Origin of the sequence: Streptomyces sp. NPDC051921 (assembly GCF_040680975.1) — a bacterium.
In the GTDB taxonomy this organism is placed as follows: Bacteria; Actinomycetota; Actinomycetes; order Streptomycetales; family Streptomycetaceae; genus Streptomyces.
The window spans coordinates 1-21,285 of sequence record NZ_JBFAXU010000046.1 but is presented as its reverse complement, the minus strand read 5'-3'; the positions used below and the strand labels follow the sequence as shown (position 1 = coordinate 21,285).

Annotated in this window: 20 protein-coding genes; 5 read left to right on the top strand and 15 right to left on the bottom strand. The window is 72.6% G+C overall.

The window, feature by feature from the left end:
• Positions 1-260: 260 nt before the first annotated feature.
• Positions 261-1,598 (top strand): UDP-glucose/GDP-mannose dehydrogenase family protein, encoded by a 1,338-nt coding sequence (locus AB0M16_RS35930; RefSeq protein ID WP_365350701.1) that lies wholly within the window; start codon positions 261-263, stop codon positions 1,596-1,598.
• A 95-nt stretch (positions 1,599-1,693) separates the two neighbouring features.
• Here the strand turns inward: AB0M16_RS35930 and AB0M16_RS35925 are convergent, their stop codons facing one another.
• From AB0M16_RS35925 to AB0M16_RS35910, 4 genes are all read right to left on the bottom strand, one after another.
• Positions 1,694-2,629 (bottom strand): membrane dipeptidase, encoded by a 936-nt coding sequence (locus AB0M16_RS35925; RefSeq protein WP_365350699.1) that lies wholly within the window; start codon positions 2,627-2,629, stop codon positions 1,694-1,696.
• 155 nt (positions 2,630-2,784) lie between these two features.
• The gene (locus AB0M16_RS35920) at positions 2,785-3,999 is read right to left on the bottom strand and encodes a dipeptidase (protein WP_365350697.1); all 1,215 of its coding nucleotides are present in this window, start codon (positions 3,997-3,999) and stop codon (positions 2,785-2,787) included.
• Positions 3,996-4,493, bottom strand: coding sequence for a 5-(carboxyamino)imidazole ribonucleotide mutase (gene purE, locus AB0M16_RS35915; RefSeq protein WP_365350709.1), 498 nt, complete (start codon positions 4,491-4,493; stop codon positions 3,996-3,998). Before purE ends, AB0M16_RS35920 begins: the two co-directional genes overlap by 4 nt.
• Before the next feature lie 34 nt (positions 4,494-4,527).
• Positions 4,528-5,667: a 5-(carboxyamino)imidazole ribonucleotide synthase gene (locus AB0M16_RS35910; RefSeq protein ID WP_365350695.1), complete on the bottom strand. Its 1,140-nt coding sequence runs from the start codon at positions 5,665-5,667 to the stop codon at positions 4,528-4,530.
• A 198-nt stretch (positions 5,668-5,865) separates the two neighbouring features.
• On the opposite strand from AB0M16_RS35910, the gene AB0M16_RS35905 reads away from it, so the two are divergent.
• A complete protein-coding gene (locus tag AB0M16_RS35905) occupies positions 5,866-6,381 on the top strand; it encodes a GtrA family protein (protein WP_365350693.1) in 516 nt (171 codons plus the stop codon).
• Positions 6,382-6,429: 48 nt separating this feature from the next.
• Here the strand turns inward: AB0M16_RS35905 and AB0M16_RS35900 are convergent, their stop codons facing one another.
• Both AB0M16_RS35900 and AB0M16_RS35895 read right to left on the bottom strand, forming a co-directional pair.
• Positions 6,430-7,707, bottom strand: coding sequence for an ATP-binding protein (locus tag AB0M16_RS35900; RefSeq protein WP_365350691.1), 1,278 nt, complete (start codon positions 7,705-7,707; stop codon positions 6,430-6,432).
• Positions 7,708-7,984: 277 nt separating this feature from the next.
• Positions 7,985-8,662, bottom strand: coding sequence for a response regulator transcription factor (locus AB0M16_RS35895; RefSeq protein ID WP_365350689.1), 678 nt, complete (start codon positions 8,660-8,662; stop codon positions 7,985-7,987).
• 424 nt (positions 8,663-9,086) lie between these two features.
• On the opposite strand from AB0M16_RS35895, the gene AB0M16_RS35890 reads away from it, so the two are divergent.
• Entirely contained in the window at positions 9,087-10,625 is a 1,539-nt protein-coding gene (locus tag AB0M16_RS35890) for an oligopeptide:H+ symporter (RefSeq protein WP_365350687.1), read from the top strand.
• A gap of 78 nt (positions 10,626-10,703) precedes the next feature.
• Here AB0M16_RS35890 and AB0M16_RS35885 read toward each other — a convergent pair whose 3' ends face one another.
• From AB0M16_RS35885 to AB0M16_RS35860, 6 genes are all read right to left on the bottom strand, one after another.
• Positions 10,704-12,068, bottom strand: a complete 1,365-nt coding sequence (locus AB0M16_RS35885; RefSeq protein WP_365350707.1) for a hypothetical protein — start codon at positions 12,066-12,068, stop codon at positions 10,704-10,706.
• A gap of 23 nt (positions 12,069-12,091) precedes the next feature.
• Positions 12,092-13,153, bottom strand: coding sequence for a hypothetical protein (locus AB0M16_RS35880; protein WP_365350685.1), 1,062 nt, complete (start codon positions 13,151-13,153; stop codon positions 12,092-12,094).
• Positions 13,150-14,013: a hypothetical protein gene (locus AB0M16_RS35875; RefSeq protein WP_365350705.1), complete on the bottom strand. Its 864-nt coding sequence runs from the start codon at positions 14,011-14,013 to the stop codon at positions 13,150-13,152. Before AB0M16_RS35875 ends, AB0M16_RS35880 begins: the two co-directional genes overlap by 4 nt.
• A complete protein-coding gene (locus tag AB0M16_RS35870; RefSeq protein ID WP_365350703.1) occupies positions 14,010-14,723 on the bottom strand; it encodes a peptidase in 714 nt (237 codons plus the stop codon). Before AB0M16_RS35870 ends, AB0M16_RS35875 begins: the two co-directional genes overlap by 4 nt.
• 100 nt (positions 14,724-14,823) lie before the next feature.
• Complete coding sequence (locus tag AB0M16_RS35865; protein WP_365350683.1) at positions 14,824-15,255, bottom strand: ATP-binding protein; 432 nt, start codon at positions 15,253-15,255, stop codon at positions 14,824-14,826.
• A gap of 88 nt (positions 15,256-15,343) precedes the next feature.
• On the bottom strand, positions 15,344-15,709 hold the full coding sequence (locus tag AB0M16_RS35860; RefSeq protein ID WP_365350681.1) for an STAS domain-containing protein: 366 nt from the start codon (positions 15,707-15,709) through the stop codon (positions 15,344-15,346).
• A 181-nt stretch (positions 15,710-15,890) separates the two neighbouring features.
• Here AB0M16_RS35860 and AB0M16_RS35855 point away from each other — a divergent pair, with 181 nt between their 5' ends.
• Together AB0M16_RS35855 and AB0M16_RS35850 are read left to right on the top strand one after the other, a co-directional pair.
• Entirely contained in the window at positions 15,891-16,739 is an 849-nt protein-coding gene (locus AB0M16_RS35855; RefSeq protein WP_365350679.1) for an RNA polymerase sigma factor SigF, read from the top strand.
• Positions 16,740-16,770: 31 nt separating this feature from the next.
• Complete coding sequence (locus AB0M16_RS35850) at positions 16,771-17,430, top strand: phosphotransferase (protein WP_365350677.1); 660 nt, start codon at positions 16,771-16,773, stop codon at positions 17,428-17,430.
• Here the strand turns inward: AB0M16_RS35850 and hutI are convergent.
• From hutI to AB0M16_RS35835, 3 genes are read right to left on the bottom strand one after another with little or no spacing between them, the layout of a single operon-like run.
• Positions 17,427-18,674 carry an imidazolonepropionase gene (gene hutI, locus AB0M16_RS35845; protein WP_365350675.1) on the bottom strand — a complete coding sequence of 416 codons (1,248 nt, stop codon included), beginning with the start codon at positions 18,672-18,674 and terminating at the stop codon, positions 17,427-17,429. The genes AB0M16_RS35850 and hutI overlap by 4 nt on opposite strands.
• 17 nt (positions 18,675-18,691) lie before the next feature.
• Positions 18,692-20,029 carry a formimidoylglutamate deiminase gene (locus tag AB0M16_RS35840; protein ID WP_365350673.1) on the bottom strand — a complete coding sequence of 446 codons (1,338 nt, stop codon included), beginning with the start codon at positions 20,027-20,029 and terminating at the stop codon, positions 18,692-18,694.
• Entirely contained in the window at positions 20,020-21,246 is a 1,227-nt protein-coding gene (locus AB0M16_RS35835; RefSeq protein WP_365350671.1) for an allantoate amidohydrolase, read from the bottom strand. The genes AB0M16_RS35840 and AB0M16_RS35835 overlap by 10 nt, the downstream gene beginning before the upstream one ends.
• Between the last annotated feature and the right edge of the window lie 39 nt (positions 21,247-21,285).

The following is a 21,285-nucleotide window of genomic DNA, read 5'->3' as shown; positions in this document are numbered from 1 at the left end:
ACCGCCGCGGCGAACGGCGTGATCTTCGCCTCCGCCAGCGCACGGACCGTCTCGCGGAGCATCTCGTGCTCCTCCGACGGGCGATACAGGTCGAAATCAGCAGCTGTGTTGTTCTTCCCCGGCGCCACGGTCACTCACTCCCACGCTTGCTAACTACCGTTAAGTAACCCAAATGGTAGGGCGAGACCGGGCCCCGATCCAGGCCCCGACTATGCTCGGGCAGGCATTCCGCCCGACCTCGACTCCTCACTGGAGACCGCATGGCCCTGAAGATCACCGTGATCGGCACCGGCTACCTCGGCGCCACGCACGCCGCGGCCATGGCGGAACTGGGCTTCGAGGTCCTCGGGCTCGACGTCGTACCCGAGAAGATCGAGATGCTGTCGAGCGGGCGCGTCCCCATGTACGAGCCCGGCCTGGAGGAGCTGCTCGCCCGGCATGTCGAAGGGATCGAGGGCTCCAGCGGGCGACTGCGGTTCACGACCTCCTGGGAGGAGGTCGGCGCCTTCGGCGACGTCCACTTCGTCTGCGTGAACACCCCGCAGAAGCACGGCGAGTACGCCTGCGACATGTCGTACGTCGACGCCGCCTTCACCTCCCTCGCCGCGGTCGTCCGGCAGGGCGCCCTGGTGGTCGGCAAGTCGACCGTGCCCGTCGGCTCGGCCGAGCGGCTCGCCGGCGTGCTGCCCGAGGGCGTCGACCTGGCATGGAACCCGGAGTTCCTCCGCGAGGGCTTCGCCGTGCAGGACACCCTGCGCCCTGACCGGGTCGTGATCGGCGTGCCCGAGGGGGCGCGCGGGGACCGGGCCGAGAAGCTGCTGCGGGAGGTGTACGCGGTGCCGGTGGCCGAGGGCTCGCCGTTCGTGGTGACCGACTACCCGACCGCGGAGCTGGTGAAGACCTCCGCCAACTCCTTCCTCGCCACGAAGATCTCCTTCATCAACGCGATGGCCGAGGTGTGCGAGGCCGCCGGCGGCGACGTCGCCAAGCTGGCCGAGGCGATCGGGCACGACGAGCGGATCGGCAACAAGTTCCTGCGGGCCGGCATCGGCTTCGGCGGCGGCTGCCTGCCCAAGGACATCCGGGCCTTCATGGCACGGGCCGGCGAGCTGGGCGCCGACCAGGCGCTGACCTTCCTGCGCGAGATCGACTCCATCAACATGCGACGGCGCGCGTCCATGGTCGAGATGGCCCGCGAGGCACTGGGCGGCGGCTTCCTCGGCAAGCGGGTGGCGGTCCTCGGCGCGACCTTCAAGCCGGACTCGGACGATGTCCGCGACTCCCCCGCACTGAACGTGGCCGGTCAGATCCACCTCCAGGGCGGCCAGGTCACCGTCTACGACCCCAAGGGCATGGAGAACGCCCGTCGGCTCTTCCCGACCCTCGGCTACGCGCCGACGGCCCTCGACGCGGTGCGCGGCGCGGACGTGGTGCTCCATCTGACCGAGTGGCGCGAGTTCCGCGAGGCGCTCGACCCGGCGGAGCTGGCCCGTGCGGTCGCGTCCCCCGTCATCCTCGACGGCCGCAACGCCCTCGACCCGGCCCGCTGGCGCGAGGCCGGCTGGACCTACCGCGCGATGGGCCGCCCGCAGGCCTGACCCGCCCGGATGCGCACGCGGGGCCCGGCTCGCACCTCGGAGGTGCGAGCCGGGCCCACGCCGTTTCCGCTGACCGGCCTGCTCCGCACGACGGACTACGCCGCCTTCGCCCGGGCCGCCCGCGCCCGGAACTCGGTCTCCCGCAGCACGCGCGTGACGTTGCCGTGGGCGAGACCGACCAGGTCCGGTGCGGGCCAGTCCCGGCGGATGAGCTCCGCGAAGAGGGGGACGTAGCCGGTGCCGGGGTCCGCGGTGCCGGCGAGGCCGACGGACCGGGGACCCGCCAGGGTGCGGATCCGGTCCAGGGCGTCGGCCGCGGCGGTCGGGTCCGGGCCGGCCGGGACCAGGCACGCACCGCTCTTCTCCCCGAGCAGGCGCAGCACGTCGTCCGGCAGCGGGCCGTCCGGCTCCGCGCGGGTGAGCAGCACCGGGGCCCGGCTCACCGCGAGGACCTGGGAGACCGTGTCGGGGTCGGCGCCCGCGAGGTCCACGGTCAGGCCGAGGCGGTTCATCTCACGGACCGCCTCACGGGCGAAGCGGTCGTAGCGGGTGAGGTTGACCGCTCGTACGCCGAGGGCGTGGTACGCCCGTAGGGTCGCAGGCGAACCGCCGACGGCCGACCAGCTCACCGCACCGAGGACGACGGCGACCCGGCCGCAGTTGCGGGCGTGCTCCATCTCCGAGGTGGTGGAGGCGACGCGCAGGTCCTCGGGGCAGGCCGCCACGAGCGCCCGGACCGCGTCGATCCGGCGCAGGGTGCCGAGGACGCCCTCGTCGGCCTCCACCCGCAGCGACCAGAGCTGGGCTCCCGCCTCCGCTGCCCGGGCCGGCGGAAGGTCCTCCGGGTCAGGGGCGATCACGTGCGGCGGTTGCGTGTGCCCCTCGACGACCGGCTGCGCCGCGAGCAGGGCGCGCGCCCGGGTCGACTCGTCGAGGGGCCGGGGATGTTCGGGAAGATCGAGGTCGCCCTCGGACGGGGCGCGGGCGACGCTGAACGGCGTGGTGACGGGATCGTCGAGCAGATCTGCCATGGGTGACTCACTCCGTACTACTAGGCAGTACGGCCACCGTGCCACCGCCCGCCGCGCCGGGCGCGGTGGGCTGGGCCGTCCGGGGGACGGGCGCCGCGGGGCCCCCGGACCGGACGACGAGGGGCCCGCCGCGGCGAGCCCCCCGTGATGTTCCGTCACTTCCCTCGCGGTGCCTGCTCGCCGAGGGACTCGATCGTCGCGACGGACGGGCCCCGCAGCGCGCGCTGCTCGCGCGCCACCGCCTCGGCGTCCCGGAGCACCCGGACCGCGTTGGACCAGGTCAGCTTCGCCAGGTCCGCGTGCGACCAGCCGCGGGTGAGGAGCTCCGCGATCAGGTTCGGGTAGCCGGCGACGTCGTCCAGGCCCTCCGGGGTGAACGCGGTGCCGTCGAAGTCGCCGCCGATGCCGATGTGGTCGATGCCCGCGACCTCGCGCATGTGGTCGAGGTGATCGGCGACCGTGACCGCCGTCGCGATCGGGCGCGGGTTCTCCGCCTCGAAGGCGCGGTGGATCGCCATCGCATCGGGGGTCGTGGCGAGGTGGTGCAGGCCGTGGGCGCGCAGGTTCTCGTCCGCGCGGGCCGTCCAGTCGACGGCCGCCGGCAGGATGAACTTCGGCACGAAGGTCGCCATCGCCACGCCGCCGTTGGCGGGCAGCCGCTCCAGGACGTCGTCCGGGACGTTGCGCGGGTGGTCGCAGACCGCGCGGGCCGAGGAGTGCGAGAAGACCACCGGGGCGGCCGTGGTGTCCAGCGCGTCCCGCATGGTCGTCGCCGCGACGTGCGAGAGGTCGACGAGCATGCCGCTGCGGTTCATCTCGCGGACGACCTCGCGGCCGAAGGCGGTCAGGCCGCCGTGCCGGGGCTCGTCGGTGGCCGAGTCCGCCCAGTCGTTGTTCTCGTTGTGGGTGAGCGTCATGTATCGCACGCCCAGGGTGTGCAGGGCGCGCAGGGTGGCGAGGGAGTTGTTGATCGAGTGGCCGCCCTCGGCGCCCTTGAGGGAGGCGATCCGGCCCTCCTTGCGGGCCGCCTCCATGTCGTCGGCCGTCAGCGCGGGCGCGAGGTCCGCCGCGTACCGCACGAGGAGCTGGTCGACGACGTCGATCTGCTCCAGGGTGGCGCTCACCGCGTGGTCACCGGCCAGCCGGCCGGGCACGTAGACCGACCAGAACTGGGCGCCGACGCCGCCGGCCCGCAGTCGGGCGAGGTCGGTGTGGAGCGCGCCGCGCTGGTCGCCCGCGATGTCGAGCCGGTCGAGGTCGTAGCCGCAGTGCTCGCGCAGCGCCCAGGGCAGGTCGTTGTGGCCGTCGACGACGGGGGCGGAGGCGAGGAGTTCCCGCGCCTCCGCCAGACGGTCGGCCGCCGTGCTCACTGGGCGAACCCGAAGGAGCCCGACCCCTCGACCTTCTGCCGCAGCCGCTTGCCCTTCTCCGTGGCCTGGTCGTTGAGCTCCTGCTGGAACTCCTTCATCCGGCCGAGCAGCTCGGGGTCGTGCGCCGCGAGCATCCGGGCGGCGAGCAGGCCCGCGTTGCGGGCGCCGGCGACCGAGACGGTGGCGACGGGCACACCGGCCGGCATCTGCACGATCGAGAGGAGCGAGTCCATGCCGTCGAGGTACTTCAGCGGCACCGGCACGCCGATGACCGGCAGCGGCGTGACCGAGGCGAGCATGCCCGGCAGGTGGGCGGCGCCGCCGGCGCCCGCGATGAGCGCCTTCAGACCGCGGTCGGCGGCCTCCTCGCCGTACGCGATCATCTCGCGCGGCATGCGGTGCGCCGAGAGGACGTTCACCTCGTACGCGATCTCGAACTCGTCCAGGGCCTGCGCCGCGGCCTCCATGACGGTCCAGTCCGAGTCGGACCCCATGGCGATGCCGACGAGCGGGGTCGAAGCAGCCGGGTTACTCAACGATCGTTCCTCGCAGGTAGTCGGCGGCGTGACGGGCGCGCTCCAGCACCTCGTCCAGGTCGTCGCCGTAGGTGTTGACGTGGCCCACCTTGCGGCCGGGCTTCACGTCCTTGCCGTACATGTGGATCTTGAGCTGAGGGTCGCGGGCCATGCAGTGCAGATACGCCTGATACATGTCCGGGAAGTCGCCACCGAGAACATTGCACATCACGGTCCACTTGGCGCGCGGGCGCGGATCGCCCAGCGGAAGGTCCAGCACGGCCCGGACGTGGTTGGCGAACTGCGAGGTGACCGCGCCGTCCTGGGTCCAGTGGCCGGAGTTGTGCGGACGCATGGCGAGCTCGTTGACGAGGATCCGGCCGTCGCGGGTCTCGAACAGCTCCACGGCCAGGTGCCCGACGACGTCGAGCTCCTTGGCGATCCGCAGGGCCAGCTCCTGCGCCTGGCCGGCCAGCTCGTCGGCGAGGTCCGGCGCGGGCGCGATCACCGTGTCGCAGACCCCGTCGACCTGCCGCGACTCGACCACCGGGTAGGCGACGGCCTGTCCGTGCGGGGAGCGCACGATGTTCGCGGCGAGCTCACGGGCGAAGTCGACCTTCTCCTCGGCGAGCACCGCCACACCGGCCCTGAAGGCGTCGTGGGCGTCCTCTTCCGTGCGGACGAACCAGACGCCCTTGCCGTCGTAGCCGCCGCGCACGGTCTTGAGGATGATCGGGAAGCCGCCGACCTCGGCGGCGAAGACCGCCGCGTCGGCCGGATCGGCCACGATGCGGTGCCGTGGGCTCGGCGCGCCGATCTCGTCGAGCTTCGCCCGCATCACCCCCTTGTCCTGGGCGTGCGCGAGGGCCCCGCGGCCGGGCCGGACGACGACGCCGTCCGCCTCCAGGGCCGCCAGGTGCTCCGCGGGCACGTGCTCGTGATCGAAGGTGATCACGTCGCAGCCGCGCGCGAAGTCACGCAGCGTGTCCAGGTCGCGATAGTCGCCGATGACGACGTCGCTGACCACCTGGGCCGCCGAGTCCTGCGGGGTGTCACTGAGGAGCTTGAACTTGATGCCGAGGGGGATGCCCGCCTCGTGGGTCATACGGGCGAGCTGACCGCCACCGACCATGCCGACTACCGGGAACGTCACCCTCTTAGGGTATCCGCACAAGTTACGGAACCTCGTCCGGCTGTGTTTTGTCACAGTCCGGAGTGGACTCGCACACGGATCGCACATGGATCGGGGACAACACAGGCGGGTGACAGGAGGGGTGGTTAGCATGGCTTGGTTGACGTCGTCCGGGCGTCGGCGGAACACCTCCGAAACGGACGGGACAGACCGATCACGATGAGTGAACCCGGCGCGTTGCGCATGCGGATGGACCGGCTCGTCCGCGAGGTCGCCAAGTTCGGCGTGGTCGGCGGACTCGGCGTCCTGGTGAACCTGGCCGTCTTCAACCTGGTCCGCCAGGTCACCGAGCTTCCGGTGGTGCGGGCGAGCATCATCGCCACCGTCGTGGCGATCCTCTTCAACTACGTGGGGTTCCGTTACTTCACGTACCGCGACCGCGACAAGTCCGGGCGCACCAAGGAACTCGTCCTGTTCCTGCTGTTCAGCGTCGTCGGCATGGTGATCGAGAACGGTGTGCTCTACGCGGCGACGTACGGCTTCGGCTGGGACACCCCGCTGCAGAGCAACTTCTTCAAGTTCTTCGGCATCGGCGTCGCGACCCTGTTCCGCTTCTGGTCGTACCGCACCTGGGTCTTCCGCGCCCTGCCGGCGAAGGAGGCGGTGCAGACCGCCGAGTCCTTCCTGGAGCAGGCGCCCCAGCAGGCCACCCGCAGGCAGCCCGACCGGGTCTGAGCCCACTCTCCCGCGCGATCCCGCCGAGCCCGCGGTCTTGCGCGATCGCTATCGGACCGGGCGCTCCGGCTCCGACTCCCGCTCCTTACGGCTCCTGACCTCGCGGCCCAGGAACAGCGCGAACACCGGCGGCTGCTGCTGGAGCAGCTCCAGACGCCCGCCGTCCGCCTCCGCGAGGTCCCGCGCGACCGCCAGGCCGATGCCCGTGGAGCTGCGGCCGCTGACCGCCCGCTCGAAGATCCGCGCCCCCAGGTCGGCCGGCACGCCCGGCCCCTCGTCGGTCACCTCGATCACGGACTGGTTGCCGGTGACCCGGGTGCGCAGCGCGACGGTGCCGCCGCCGTGCATGAGCGAGTTCTCGATCAGGGCCGCGAGCACCTGGGCGACCGCGCCGGGGGTGCCGACGGCCCGCATGCCCTGCTTGCCGGAGTGCACGATGGCCCGGCCCGCGCTGCGGTAGGCCGGCCGCCACTCCTCGATCTGCTGCTTGATGACCTCGTCCAGGTCGAAGGCGACGGCGGAGCCCGTCCGCGGGTCGCGCGAGTTCGTGAGCAGCCGCTCGACCACGTCCGTGAGCCGCTCGACCTGGGTGAGGGCGATCGTCGCCTCCTCCCGGACCGTGGCGAGGTCGTCGGCCACGGCGACCTCCTCCAGGCGCATCGAGAGCGCGGTGAGGGGCGTGCGGAGCTGGTGGGAGGCGTCGGCGGCGAGCCGGCGCTCGGCGGTGAGCATCCGTGCGATCCGTTCGGCGGAGGCGTCGAGCACGTCCGCGACCCGGTCGAGCTCCGGCACCCCGTAGCGCTTGTGCCGGGGGCGCGGGTCTCCGGAACCGAGCCGCTCGGCGGTCTCGGCGAGGTCGGTGAGCGGCGAGGACAGCTTGTTGGCCGCCCGTACGGCGAGCAGCACGGCGGCCACCACGCACAGCAGCGCCACGCCGGCGATGATCAGCAGCGTCCGCCCCACCTCGGCCATGACGACCGAGCGGGCCTCCTCCACGATCACGGTCTCGCCGCGCTCGCCCTCGGCGAGGCCCCGGATGACGCTGCCGGAAGGGCGGGTGCCGATCTCGATGGGATCGCGGCCGGGGATCTGGACCCGCGCGTACCGCTTGGCGCCGCTCTGGTCGGCCAGGATCGCGGGGCTGACCGGCTCGCCGCCGATCAGACGGCTGTCCACGATGGACACGATCCGCAGCGCCTCCGAGTCCACGCTCTCCTGGGCGCTGCTGGAGGCCGTGCGGGTCTCGACGATCACGAGGGAACCGCCGAAGACGGCGATGACGACGAGCACCACGGCGAGCGTGGAGTTGATCAGACGGCGACGCACGGATCCTCCGGAGGGTGGCTTGACGAGGACCAGTGTCGCAAGGGCCTGAAGGGGCGCGGGGCTCCTCCGGAGGACGGCGCCACGACGACACACCCCACGGGATGCTGGTCGCGTGGCAGTCCCCGCCCAGCGGGCGACCTCTGCTCACCGAACCGCCGAACAACGGGACCGAGCAACCCCAGATGAGCCGCGCCATGTGCGCGACCACGCTGGAGCGTCCGGCACCCGACCGGCGCGCAGTCCGCAACTCACCCTTTGGTGATGTGCGGATCAAGTCCTAGCTCTTCTCGAAGCGGAAGCCCACGCCCCGGACCGTGGCGATGTAGCGCGGGTTCGCCGCGTCGTCGCCGAGCTTCTTGCGGAGCCAGGAGATGTGCATGTCGAGGGTCTTGGTGGAGGACCACCAGGTGGTGTCCCAGACCTCGCGCATCAGCTGGTCGCGGGTGACCACCCGGCCCGCGTCCCGGACCAGGACCCTCAGCAGGTCGAACTCCTTGGCGGTGAGCTGCAGCTCCTCGTCGCCCATCCAGGCGCGGTGCGACTCGACGTCGATCCGCACGCCGTGCGTGGTGGGCGCGGCGGCGGGCTCGGTGGCGCCGCGCCGCAGCAGGGCCCGGACGCGGGCGAGCAGCTCGGCGAGCCGGAAGGGCTTGGTCACGTAGTCGTCGGCGCCGGCGTCGAGGCCCACGACCGTGTCGACCTCGTCGGCGCGGGCGGTGAGCACCAGGATCGGCACCGTGTGGCCGTCGGCGCGCAGCCTCCGGGCGACCTCCAGGCCGTCCATGCCGGGCAGGCCGAGGTCGAGCACGACCAGGTCGACTCCGCCCTGGAGACCGGCGTCGAGGGCGGTCGGGCCGTCCTCCCTGACTTCGACCTCGTACCCCTCCCGCCGCAGGGCGCGGGCCAGCGGTTCCGAGATGGAGGCGTCGTCCTCGGCGAGCAGTACACGGGTCATGAGGTGATGGTAGTCCGCACGGACGCGGGGCCGGGGCGTGATCCACAGGGCGACTGCGGTACCTCTGGATCTTGGCGCGTAACCTCCTGATGACCTTCGAAAGAAGGAAGTTGGTTCCAGTGTCACCTGTGATCCATCTCTCAAGTCCTTCCTAATCGGGCACTGTCGTGTCGTATGGTGTCGAGAGTTCTGTAGCGGTAATCGGGGACCTTTGGCCGTGTAGGTGAGCCAAGGGTCTCTTTTCTGCACAAGGCGGCCTCGGCAGCCTTGAGGACAGTGAATGACCTGTGGGCCGGGTCCTGCGACGCGAAAAGCGTCAGGGCGTGGATCCCGGAGGGGTGCGACCGCTCCCCGCCGGTGCCGGCCTCCCCCACCGGGCGCATCCCGCTCACGAAGCGCGCGTCCCGACAGAGCAAGGATCGACATGGCGTCCAGCCTGACGACGGCTTCCTCCGGTCCCGGAGGTTCCGCCGGAACCTCTGGTTCCGAGAAGACCTTCTTCGGCCACCCCCGCGGCCTGGCCACCCTCTTCATGACCGAGATGTGGGAGCGCTTCTCCTACTACGGCATGCGGGCCCTTCTGGTCCTGTACCTGGTCTCCGGCGGCGCCGACGCCGCCACGGGCAGCCAGGGCGGCGGCCTGGCCATGACGGCCGCCACGGCCACGGCGATCTACTCCGTGTACGTGTCGATGGTCTACCTGATGGCCATGCCCGGCGGCTGGTTCGGCGACCGCGTCTGGGGCGCCCGCAAGACGGTCACCGTCGCCGGCTTCGTGATCATGGCCGGTCACGCCTCGCTCGCCATCCCGGGCCAGGCGATGTTCTTCGTCGGTCTGGCGCTCGTCGCCGCCGGTTCCGGTCTGCTGAAGGCCAACATCTCGACGATGGTGGGCCACCTCTACGACGGCCCGGACGACCCGCGCCGTGACGGTGGCTTCACGCTCTTCTACATCGGCATCAACCTCGGTGCCTTCGTCGCGCCCTTCGTCGTCGGCACCGTCGGCGAGAAGGTCAACTGGCACCTCGGCTTCGCGCTCGCCGCGGTCGGCATGGGCCTCGGTCTGCTGCAGTTCCTCATCGGCACCAAGAACCTCAGCCCGAAGAGCAACCTGGTCCCGAACCCGCTCAGCGCCGCCGAGCGCAAGAACGTCCTGGTCAAGGTCTGCCTGGTGCTGGTCGCCGCCGCCGTCTTCTACGGCGTCGTCGTCGCCCTCGGCATGTACACCCTGAACTGGGCCCTCGTCCCGATCACCCTCGCCGGTCTGATCATCCCGGTCGCCGTCCTCGTCCGCATCAAGCGCGACAAGGACCTCGACAAGACCGAGCAGTCGAAGATGACCGCGTACATCTGGTTCTTCGTCGCCGCCGCCGTCTTCTGGATGATCTACGACCAGGGTGGCTCGACCCTGTCGCTGTTCGCCGACGACAAGACCGCCGACACCGTCTTCGGCCTCGGCTTCCCGGCCACCTGGTACCAGTCCCTGAACCCGCTGTTCGTCATGGCGCTGGCTCCGGTGTTCGCCTGGCTGTGGCTGTGGCTGTCCCGCAAGAACCAGGAGCCGAACACCATCGTGAAGTTCGCGATGGGCCTGGTCCTGGTCGGCGCGTCCTTCTTCGTGTTCATCGTCCCGATGAACATGGCAGGCGACGGCACCAAGGTCTCCCCCATGTGGCTCGTCTCGATCTACATGATCCAGACCATCGGTGAGCTGTGCCTCTCTCCGGTCGGCCTCTCCGTCACCACGAAGATGGCCCCGCAGAAGTACGCCTCCCAGATGATGGGTGTCTGGTTCCTCGCCGTCACCGCCGGTGACTGCACCACGGGTCTGCTCTCGCTGGCCGGTGTGGACCTGAACGGCACAGGGATCATCGGCCTGCAGGCGGCGGGCGCCGTCCTCGCCGGATTCGCGGTCTGGGCCTACCGCAAGAAGGTCCAGGCCCTCATGGGCAGCGTCCACTGACGCGTCCGTTCGTACGAGGCGGAGGCCGCCGCACCGGGTTCGGTGCGGCGGCCTCCGCCGTTTCGCGCTTCCGTGGCGCTACCTGCGCAGCCGGGCCCACGGGGTGAACGTGAACACCGCTCCGCCGAGCAGGATCGCCGTGCCCGCGACGAGGGCGAGGGCGCGCAGGGCGCCGTCGTCCCCGGCACCGGTCTGGGGGAGCTCGCCGCCCGGACCGCCCGAGGCGCTGCCGCCGCCCCCGGCGGCGCCGCCGGCCTGCTTCTCGGTGTCGAGGGTCAGCGAGGACTGCACCGACCCCTTGACCTCACAGGGGATCACGATGGGCGAACCGCCCAGCGAGACGCTGATGGTCAGCTTGCCCGGGCTGAGCGTGGCCTTGCCGCTCGCCCCCGGCTTGTACGTGCCGGTCATGTCGGTCAGGTCGACCGGCTTGCCCGCCTCCAGGGGAGCCGGGTTCGGGGCGCCGGTGACCGTGACCGTGCCGCTGTCGGCGCCGCCGATCTTCACGGCCATGGACGGCTTGAGCGCGCCCTTGGGGAGGGCGGCCGGGCTGTTCATGACGCCCTTGGCGGTCTTGACGGTGAGGCGGTAGGAACCGCCGTCCTTCTTGGCGTCGATGGTCACCTTGGAGGTGATCGAGTCCGGGCCGGGCGCCTGGCAGGAGAAGCTCACCGCGACCTCCTTGCCGCGGAAGTCGGTCTGCCCGCCGCCACCGCCGGACGTGCCGCCGGACGTGCTGCCGGACGTGCTGCCGCCGGAGGACGTGGTGCCGCCGGAGGAGGTGGTGCCGCCCGAGGACGTGGTGCCGCCGGACGACGTGGTGCCGCCCGAGGACGTGGTGCCGCCGGACGTGGTGCCGCCGGACGACGTGGTGCCGCCCGAGGAGGTCGTGCCGCCGGACGACGTGGTGCCGCCCCCGGCCGTCACCTTGATCGTGGCGCCGACCGCGACCGTCTCCTTCGGAGAGCACTTGGTGTCCGTCGACATCGGCTTGGAGACGTTGATCGTGTACTTGTCGGGCGTCAGCGTGATCTCGCCCGCCTTCTCCAGCTTCAGCTTGCCCTTCATGTCCGGCAGGACCATCGGGCTGTTCTTCTTGATCGGCGGGTTCTGCCGCGGCCCCTCCATCGCCAGCGTGCCGCTCGCGGCGCCGCCGAGCTTGATGACGCCGGTCGGCTTCACCGTGTCCTTGTCCAGGTCGAGGATGTCGGGGTTCTTGGAGGCGGCCTCGACCGTCTTCCAGACCACTTCGACCTCGTCGCCGACCTTGGCCTCGGCCGGCGCGGCGATCTGCACCTTGGTGGTGCCCTGCACCGGCGGGAGACCGGAGATGGAGGGCGGGATGCACTCGGTCTTGTACGCGACCTCCGCCGCCATGGCGGGGCCGGCGGCCAGCAGGATCCCCGCGCCGCCGAGCATCAGGGCGACGCCGGCCGCGCTGATCCTCCGTGCCGTGCGTGTCGGGCTCACGACTGTCCCTTCGTCGTCGGACTGTTCTCTGACGGTGCGGAGTCGGGGGTGAACCACGGCAGGACCGCGGTCGGTTCGTCGCCGGCGGTGGCCGCCGGTACGGATGCGGGGCGGGCCTCACGGCCCGCGGCGCGCGGGGGCCGACCGGGCCGGTGGCTCTGCCCGGCCCGACCGCTCCGCCGGGGCCGGCGCGGGCCCGGCGGGCGGACCCGGTCGACGACCGCCATGCCGATGCGGAACAGGGCTGCCGGGACGACGACCGCGAGCAGCAGCCAGAACAGGGTCACGCCCCACGGGCGTCCGACGCCCCAGGGCTGCTCGACGATCACCTGCCCGCCGTACCGCACGGACACCTGGTAGTCGCCGTGGGCGCCCGGGGTCAGCTCGACGGGCAGTTTCACCAGGGCCTTGCGTCCCGGCTCGATGGTGCCGCGCCACTGCCGCTCCTCGTACTGCGCCGCGAACACCCCGTGGCTGGTGCCGACTTCGAAGACGGGGTCCTTGATCGCCGCCTGGCCCAGATTGCCGAGGGTGACGACCACCTCGCGGCGGGCGGGTGCGCCGAACCGGACGAGGATCCCGCTGGAGCCTTCGAGCCGCGCCGAGGTGAGCACCCGCAGCGCGCCGGGTCCCGAGGACTCGGGCAGCGGGGCGGTCGGATGCCCGGCGACCGTGAACGCGACGTCGACGACGTCCTGTTGGCCGGTGACGCCGGCGACGTGGACGACGCAGGGGCAGGGCTTGGGCGGCTCGGCGACCGGCAGCTTCTGGCTGAAGGCGCCCTTGGCGTCGACGGTGGCGGCCCGGCCGTCGGTGTTGGCACAGGAGTTGGTGCCGCCGATGACGCCCTTGCCGGGGGTGCCCTGGCCGCAGACCAGCAGCATGAGCAGGGCGCCGGGTTTCCATCCGGAGCCGCTGACGGTGATCTCGCCGCCCTTGCCGCCCTGGCTCTGCGAGAGCGCGACGCCGGGCCGCTCGGCCGCGTCGGCGGTGGCCGGCAGCAGGGCGAGCAGCAGCGCGGCGAGCAGCGCGCCCGCCGCCGTACGCAGGTACGTCATCGTCTCCTCCGTATCGCGTACGTGGCCGTGCCCGCCGCTGCGAGGAGGACGGCCGCCAGGGCGCCGACGCCCGCGGGCGAGGCGAAGGAGGCGTCCGCGCGGGCGCTCGCGGGCGCGGCTCCCGGCGCGCCGGCCGTCAGGTGGACGGTGACCGAGTCGAGCGCGGGCGGGTCGGGCCAGGGTTCGGTGCGGGTGACGCGTTCGCCGGGGCGGAGGACGAGCGGGAGGGCGCGTTCGGGCCGGTCGAGCACGGTGCCGAGGTGGCCCTCGGCGCGCACGGCGAGGCGCGGGGCGAGGACGGTGTTGCCCCGGTTGACCAGGGTGTAGCGCAGGGTGCCGGTGGGCTCGACGCGGACGTCCTCGACGGTGAGCGCGGCGAGCCGCGGCCCGCTGACCCGCAGGTGCAGCGGGACGACCGTCTCGCGTCCGGCGGCGCCGGCCCGTACGGAGCCCCGGTGGTCGCCGGGCGGGGTGTCGGCCGTCACGGTGACGGCGAACGGAACGTCCGCCCGGGTCCTGGCGGGCACGGTCACGGTGCGCGCGGCGAACGCGACGGGCGCGCCCTCCCCGCTGAGCCGCACGGTGAGCGGCTTCGTCCCGGCGTTGGTCAGCGACAGGGTGTCCTGCAGCACGCTGCCCACCGCACCCTCCAGATAGACGTACGGCCGCCCGGCGGCGGGCGTCACGCTCCACCCGGAGGCGGGGGCGGGCGGCGGGCCGGCACGGTCGGGGGTCGTCCGGGCCGCCGCCCGGGCCGGCCCGGCGGCCGCGGCGGGACCGGCCCCGGGCCCGGTCGTCGCCAGCGCCGCGAGCAGGGCGGCAGCCGTGGCCGCGTACCCGGCCCGTGCCCCCCGCATCAGCGTGCCGTGTGCCGTGCCGTGCGCCGGGTGAGCCAGAGCACCCCGGCCGCGCCGGTCAGCAGGACGGTGCCGCCGAGGGTGCCGAGGGCGGTCGCCGAGTCGAGCGGGCCGGTCTTGGGCAGCTCGTCGCCCGTGCCCGTACCGCCCGAGGAGTCGTCGGAGCCACCGGACCCGCCCGATCCGCCCGATCCGCCCGCCGCCGTGACGTCGAGTTCGAGTGCGGGCCGGGGACTGTTCGTGGGCTTGCAGACGGCCGCGTCCATCCCGAGGGCGTGGACGGTGAGCGTGCCGGCCGTGAAGGTGACCCTGCCGCTCTTCTTCGGGGTGTACGTGCCCGTCAACTGGCCGATCTTGATCGGGGTGTTGGCGGGGATGAGGGCCGCGTTCGGGACGCCCTTGACCTGGACCTCGCCGCTCTCGGCGCCACCGAGGACCAGCTCGGCGCGCGGGGTCATCACGCCCTTGGGGAGGTCGACCGGGCTGTCGGAGACGCCCTTCTCGAAGGACATGGTGATCGTGTACGCGCCGCCGCTCTTGACGGCCTTGATGTCGACGGGCGAGACGGCGCTCTTGGGGCCGATCTTGGTCTCGCAGGCGTAGTTGACGTCGATGACCTCGGCCTGGGCGGCGGGCGCGGAGAGCAGGACGGTCGAGCCCGCCACCGCCACCGCCGCCGTCAGCGCACAGGCTGTTCTCCTCCGGTACGGCACCTCGAGCACCCCTCACCGCAAAGTTGCTGACGGTCTATCAGATTGGCCGTCAAGGTACGCCGGGGGCGTTGCAGAGGGAAGAGAGAAGGTGGTGAAAGTCCTACGCGGGCGCGGCCAGCTCGGCCCAGACCGTCTTGCCGGGGGCGCCGGGCACCCGGTCGATGCCCCAGGCGCGACACAGGCGCTGGACGATGAACATGCCGTGGCCGCCCGGCCGTCCGGCACGGTGCGGGGTGCGCGGGGCGGGCTGACCGGCACCGCGGTCGACGACTTCGAGGCGCAGCACCTCGGCGAGGCGCAGCACGCGCAGGCTCTCGGGGCCCTCGGCATGCAGGCAGGCGTTGGTGACGAGCTCGGAGACCACGAGCAGGACGTCCTCGGCGGCGGCGCGGCGGTCCGCGGTGGCGGCGGGCAGCCAGCCCCAGTCGTGGAGCGCCTGCCGGGTGAAGTCGCGGGCGAGCGGAACGGTGCCACTGGCCGCGCCGAGGGCGAGGGTGCGGACCTCGAGGTCGCCGGAGGCGGTCTCCTTCAACGCTTCACCTCACCGTTTCAACCGATTGACGAGTTCAGGACACGGGGCAGGGCCGGGGGCCCGGAGCGCGGGGCGGACGGCGGCGCGCTCAGCCGGGGAGGGCGGAGTCGAGCGAGTCGTGGAGCGTGAAGACGGCGTCCGCTCCGGTGATCTCGAAGACCCGGGCCACCGGCGGCCGCATCGCCACCAGATGGACTCCGCCGCCCGCGGCGTCCGCCCTCAGCCGGGCACCGAGCAGGACGTTGAGTCCGGTGGAGTCGCAGAACTCGAGCCGTGAACAGTCGAGTACGAGGCGTGTCCGGCCCTGGTCGAGCGCGTCGTCGAGTGGCGCACGCAACAGTTCGGCGGTGTGGTGATCGAGCTCACCCACCGGGGTGAGCACCTCGCTCGCCCCCACGGTCCGGACCTCGACCCGGAATCGCCCGGGTGCGCTGCCGATGTGCTGGCGGTACATGCCTCGAACCATACAAGCGCACCACCGTCCGCCGCACACAACCTCCACGCCCAAACGTAACGAAGCGGACAATTGCCACTTGCAACCATCCCGGTGGAACCGGTAGGCCTAGAAGGACACCTTCCACTTGGCCGGCTCTGGAGGCGCCGCAAACCGCAGCGAGACAACGATGGAGGAGATCATGTCCCCCCGGCTCGACGTACCGGACCTCGCGGTCACGGACCTCGCGGAACTCCCGCGGATCCCGCCCGCCGACGAGATCGCGCCGCACGACGCGCGCGCCCTGTCGAAGACCCTCTTCGCCCGCCTGGGCGACCTGGAGGAGGGCACCCACGAGTACGCGTACGTACGCAACACCCTGATCGAACTCAACCTGGCCCTGGTGAAGTTCGCCGCCTCCCGGTTCCGCACGCGCAGCGAGCCGATGGAGGACATCGTCCAGGTCGGCACGATCGGCCTGATCAAGGCGATCGACCGCTTCGAACTGGCCCGCGGCGTCGAGTTCCCCACCTTCGCGATGCCGACGATCATCGGCGAGATCAAGCGCTTCTTCCGCGACACCTCGTGGTCGGTGCACGTCCCGCGCAGGCTCCAGGAACTCCGCATCGACCTCGCCAAGGCCGGCGACGAACTCTCCCAGCGCCTGGACCGCGCCCCGACGGTCCACGAACTCGCGCACGAACTGGGCATCGGGACGGACGAGGTCGTCGAGGGCATGGCCGCGGCCAACGCGTACACCGCGAGCTCCCTCGACGCGCCGCCCGAGGAGCTCGACACCGACGGCGCCACCCTCGCCGACCGGCTCGGCTACGAGGACCACGGCATCGAGGGCATCGAGTACGTCGAGTCCCTCAAGCCGATGATCGCCTCGCTCCCGGCCCGCGAACGCCGCATCCTCTCGCTCCGGTTCACCGCGGGCCTCACCCAGTCGGAGATCGGCGAGGAACTCGGCATCTCCCAGATGCACGTGTCGCGGCTGCTGGCGCGGACGCTGGCGCGGCTGCGCAAGGGTCTCACGCTCGACGAGTGAAGTCCGGTGCGCCCGCGTACCGTTGACGCCCATGACGACGGGTGAACCGATCGGGCGGGGACGGTCCGCCGACGTGTACGAACTGGGCGGGCCGGCCGGCGCCTGGGTGCTGCGCCGGTACCGCGACGGCGGCGACGCCGACCGGGAGGCCGCGCTCATGCGGGACCTCGCCGCCCATGGCTACCCGGTCCCGCGCGTGCGCTCCTCGGCCGGCCCCGACCTGGTCATGGAACGCCTGACCGGGCCGACCCTCCTGGACGCGGCCCTCGCGGGCACGGTCGCCCCCGAGGCCGCGGGCACCCTGCTGGCCGACCTCCTGCGCCGGCTGCACGCCACCCCGTGGATCCACCTGGACCTCCACCCGGGCAACGTCGTCCTCACCGAGGCGGGCCCCGTCGTCATCGACTGGCGCACCGCCCGCGAGGGCCCGGCGGGACTGGACCGCGCGATGTCCGCGCTCCTCCTGGCCGAGGCGTCCCTCTCCGACGCCCCCCACGCACCCGCCGCCCACGAGGCCCTGACCTCGCTGCTGGCCCGCCTCGACGCCCCCGTCGCCCCGTACGTCCCGGAGGCGACGGCGCTGCGCGCGGCGGACCCGCACCTGTCGGCGGACGAACGCGCGGCGGTCCCGGCGGCCGGAGCCCTGGTGACAGGGCTCGCGGCGGCCGGGGGACGGGCCGTGGCCCCCTAACCCCGGCGCACGCCCTGGCGCCAGACCTCCGCCACCAGCGGCACGCCCGGGCGGTAGGCAAGGTGGACGTGGGACGGGGCGTCGAGGATCGCGAGGTCGGCGCGGGCGCCCGCGGTCAGGCGGCCGATGTCGGTGCGGCGGAGGGCCGCCGCGCCGCCGGCGGTGGCGGACCAGAGGGCCTCGTCCGGGGTCATGCGCATGTCGCGGACCGCGAGCGCGATGCAGAAGGGGACGGAGGAGGTGAAGGAGGAGCCCGGGTTGCAGTCCGTGGACAGCGCCACGGTCACGCCCGCGTCGAGCAGGCGGCGGGCGTCCGGCCACTCCGCCCGGGTGGAGAACTCCGCGCCGGGCAGCAGCGTGGCGACCGTGTCGCCCGAGGCCAGGGCGTCCACGTCCGCGTCCGTCAGGTGCGTGCAGTGGTCCGCGCTCGCCGCGTCGAGCTCCACCGCGAGCTGCACTCCGGGGCCGTACGACAGCTGGTTGGCGTGCACGCGGGGGTGCAGGCCCTTCGCCTTGCCCGCCGTGAGGATCGCGCGGGCCTGGTCGCCGTCGAAGGCGCCCTTCTCGCAGAAGACGTCGACCCAGCGCGCGTAGGGGGCGCAGGCGTCGAGCATCTCGCCCGTCACCAGCTCCACGTACGCCGCCGGGTCGTCGGCGTAGTCCGGGGACACGATGTGGGCGCCGAGGTAGGTGACCTCGTCCGTGTGCTCGGCGGCGATGCGGAGCGCGCGGGCCTCGTCCTCGACCGTGAGGCCGTAGCCGGACTTCGTCTCGAAGGTGGTGGTGCCCTGGCGGAGGGCCTCCCGCATGAAGCGGGCGACGTTCGCGGAGAGTTCGGCGTCCGTCGCGGCGCGGGTGGCCGCGACGGTGGTGCGGATGCCGCCCGCCTTGTACGGCTGGCCGGACATGCGGGCGTTGAACTCGGCGGTGCGGTCGCCCGCGAAGACGAGGTGGGAGTGGGAGTCGACGAAGCCGGGGACCACCGCCCGGCCCGCCGCGTCGACCCGGTTGTCAGTGGCGGGTGCTTTGCTCGACTCACCGACCCAGACGACGCGGTCGCCCTCGATGACGACGGCCGCGTCCTGGATCAGGCCCAGGGGGGTTCCATCACCGAGGGAGGGATCGTTGGTGACGAGGCTGGCGATGTTGACGATGGCCGTGGCGGCCGTGGCCACGGCGCTGTTCGCGCTCGTGGGCGCGGAGGTGGGCGCCGGGTTGTTCGTCGCCGCGGGGCTCGTTTCCATGATGAGAGGTGTCTCCTTCAGCCGCGCAGGGCGGCGATCGAGGCCGCGAGGGCCTGCCCCACGTCCGGGACGGACCGGTGGACCCCGTCCTGTACCACGTGACGGCCGCCCACGACCGTGTGCCGCACGTCCGCGGCCGACGCTGCGAATACCGCCGTCTCTGCTGCCAGACGCGGCACCGGCCCCGCTGTCCTGACGGAGTCGAGCGCGATGGTCGTGAAGTCGGCCAGGGCGCCTGCCTCCAGACTGCCGGCGTCGTCCCAGCCGAGGGCCGCGTGGCCGTCGGCGGTGGCGGCGCGCAGGAGGGCGGCGGCCGTCCAGTGGCCGCGGGTGCGGGTGCGCAGGCGCTCGTCGAGTTCCATCGCCCGCGCCTCCTCCAGGAGGTCGATGACGGCGTGGCTGTCGCTGCCCAGGGACAGCGGGGAGCCGGCGCGCTGGAGGGCGACGGCCGGGCCGATGCCGTCGGCGAGGTCGCGTTCCGTCGTCGGGCACATGCAGGTGCCGGTGGCGGACCCGCCGATGAGCGCGATGTCCCCGTCCGTCATGTGCGTGTTGTGGACGCCCGTGGTCCGGGGGCCGAGGACGCCGTGCTCGGCGAGCAGTTGGGTCGGGGTCATCCCGTGGGCCGCCAGGCAGGCGTCGTTCTCGGCGGTCTGCTCGGAGAGGTGGACGTGGAGCGGGGCCTGACGGCCCTGCGCCCATCGGGCCACCGTGCTCAGCTGGTCCGCCGGGACCGCCCGTACGGAGTGGACGGCCGCGCCGATCCGGACGCCCTCCCGCTCCTTGAGCGCGGAGACGCGCTCGGCCCAGGTGTCCGCCGTGCCGTCCGTGAAGCGGAGCTGGTGCGGCTCGGGGGCCGCGCCGAAGCCGGAGGAGAGATAGGCCGTGTCGAGGAGGGTGAGGCGGACGCCGGCCTCGGCGGCGGCCGCGATCAGTGCCTCGCCCATGGCGTTGGGGTCGGCGTACGGGGCGCCGCCGGGCGCGTGGTGCAGGTAGTGGAACTCGCCGACGGAGGTGACGCCGGCCAGCGCCATCTCCGCGTACACCGCGCGCGCCAGCGCGAAGTAGCTGTCCGGCGTGAGCCGCTGGGCGACGGTGTACATGACCTCGCGCCACGTCCAGAAGGTGCCGGAGCCGACCTGGACGGTGCCGCGCAGCGCGCGGTGGAAGGCGTGCGAGTGGGCGTTCGCGAGGCCCGGGAGGGTGAAGCCGCGCAGGACGACGGCGCCGGGCGGCGGGGCCTCGACCCCGGTCCGCACGGCGGTGATCCGGCCGTCGGCCACGTCCAGGGCCACGCCCGGCTCGACGTTCGTGTCGAGCCAGGCGTGCTCCAGCCAGTAAGTGGTCACGTGCACGCCAGGCCCTCCAGTACGTCGGCGAGTGCGCGGACGCCCGCCACGCAGTCGTCCTCGGCCGCGAACTCGGCCGGGGAGTGCGAGACGCCCGTGGGGTTGCGTACGAACAGCATGGCGGTCGGGATGGAGGCGGACAAAATACCCGCGTCGTGTCCCGCGCCCGTTCCCAGGACCGGGACCTTGTCGCCCGTCGACTCGCCGAGGAGCCGGCTCATCTCGTCCCGCAGGGCGTGCCCGAACTCGACGACCGGGGTGAACGACTCCCGGACGACCGCGAGGTCGACGCCCTGTCGGACGGCGTGCGCGCGGGCGGCGGCCTCGATGCCTGCGACGACGGTGTCCAGGGACTCCTGGTCGGCGGCGCGGGCGTCGAGCCAGCCGCGGACGAGCGACGGGATGGCGTTGACGCCGTTCGGCTCGACCGCGATCTTGCCGAAGGTGGCGACGGCACCGGCGAGCTCGGCCTCGCGCCGGGCGGAGAGGACGGTCTCCGCGTACGGCAGCATCGGGTCGCGCCGGTCGACGAGCCGGGTGGTGCCCGCGTGGTTGGCCTCGCCGTGGAAGTCGTACCGCCAGCGGCCGTGCGGCCAGATGGCGGAGGCGATGCCGACGGGGTCCCCGGACAGGTCCAGGGCGCGGCCCTGCTCGACGTGCAGCTCGACGAAGGCGCCGACGCGGCCGAGGCGCTCGGGGTCGTGGCCGATGGCCTCGGGGTCGTACCCGGCCGCCTCCATCGCCTGAGGGAGGCTGATTCCGTCGGCGTCGCGCAGCTCGAAGGCCTTCTCCTTGGTCAGCTGACCGGAGGTGAGCCGGGAGCCGACGCAGGCGAGCCCGAAGCGGGCGCCCTCCTCGTCGCCGAAGTTGACGATGGCGAGGGGCCGCTTGAACGAGACGCCGCGGGCGCGGAGTTCGTCGAGGGCGGCGAAGGCGGACACGACGCCGAGGGGGCCGTCGAAGGCACCGCCGTCGGGCACGGAGTCCAGGTGGGAGCCGGTGACGACGGCGTCACCGGCGGCCGGGTCGCCGAGCCAGGCCCACTGGTTGCCGTTGCGGTCGGTCTCGACGTCGAGGCGCCGGGCCTCGGCCTGCATGCGGAACCACAGGCGGCAGTCGGCGTCGGCCGCGGTCCAGGCGTAGCGGCGGTATCCGCCGGAGGCGTCGTTGCGGCCGATCGGCCGCAGGAGCAACACCACCACACCGCACAGAAGCAGCGCCACCCCGACCAACAAACAAAGCCCCAACACCGCCGCCGGCAC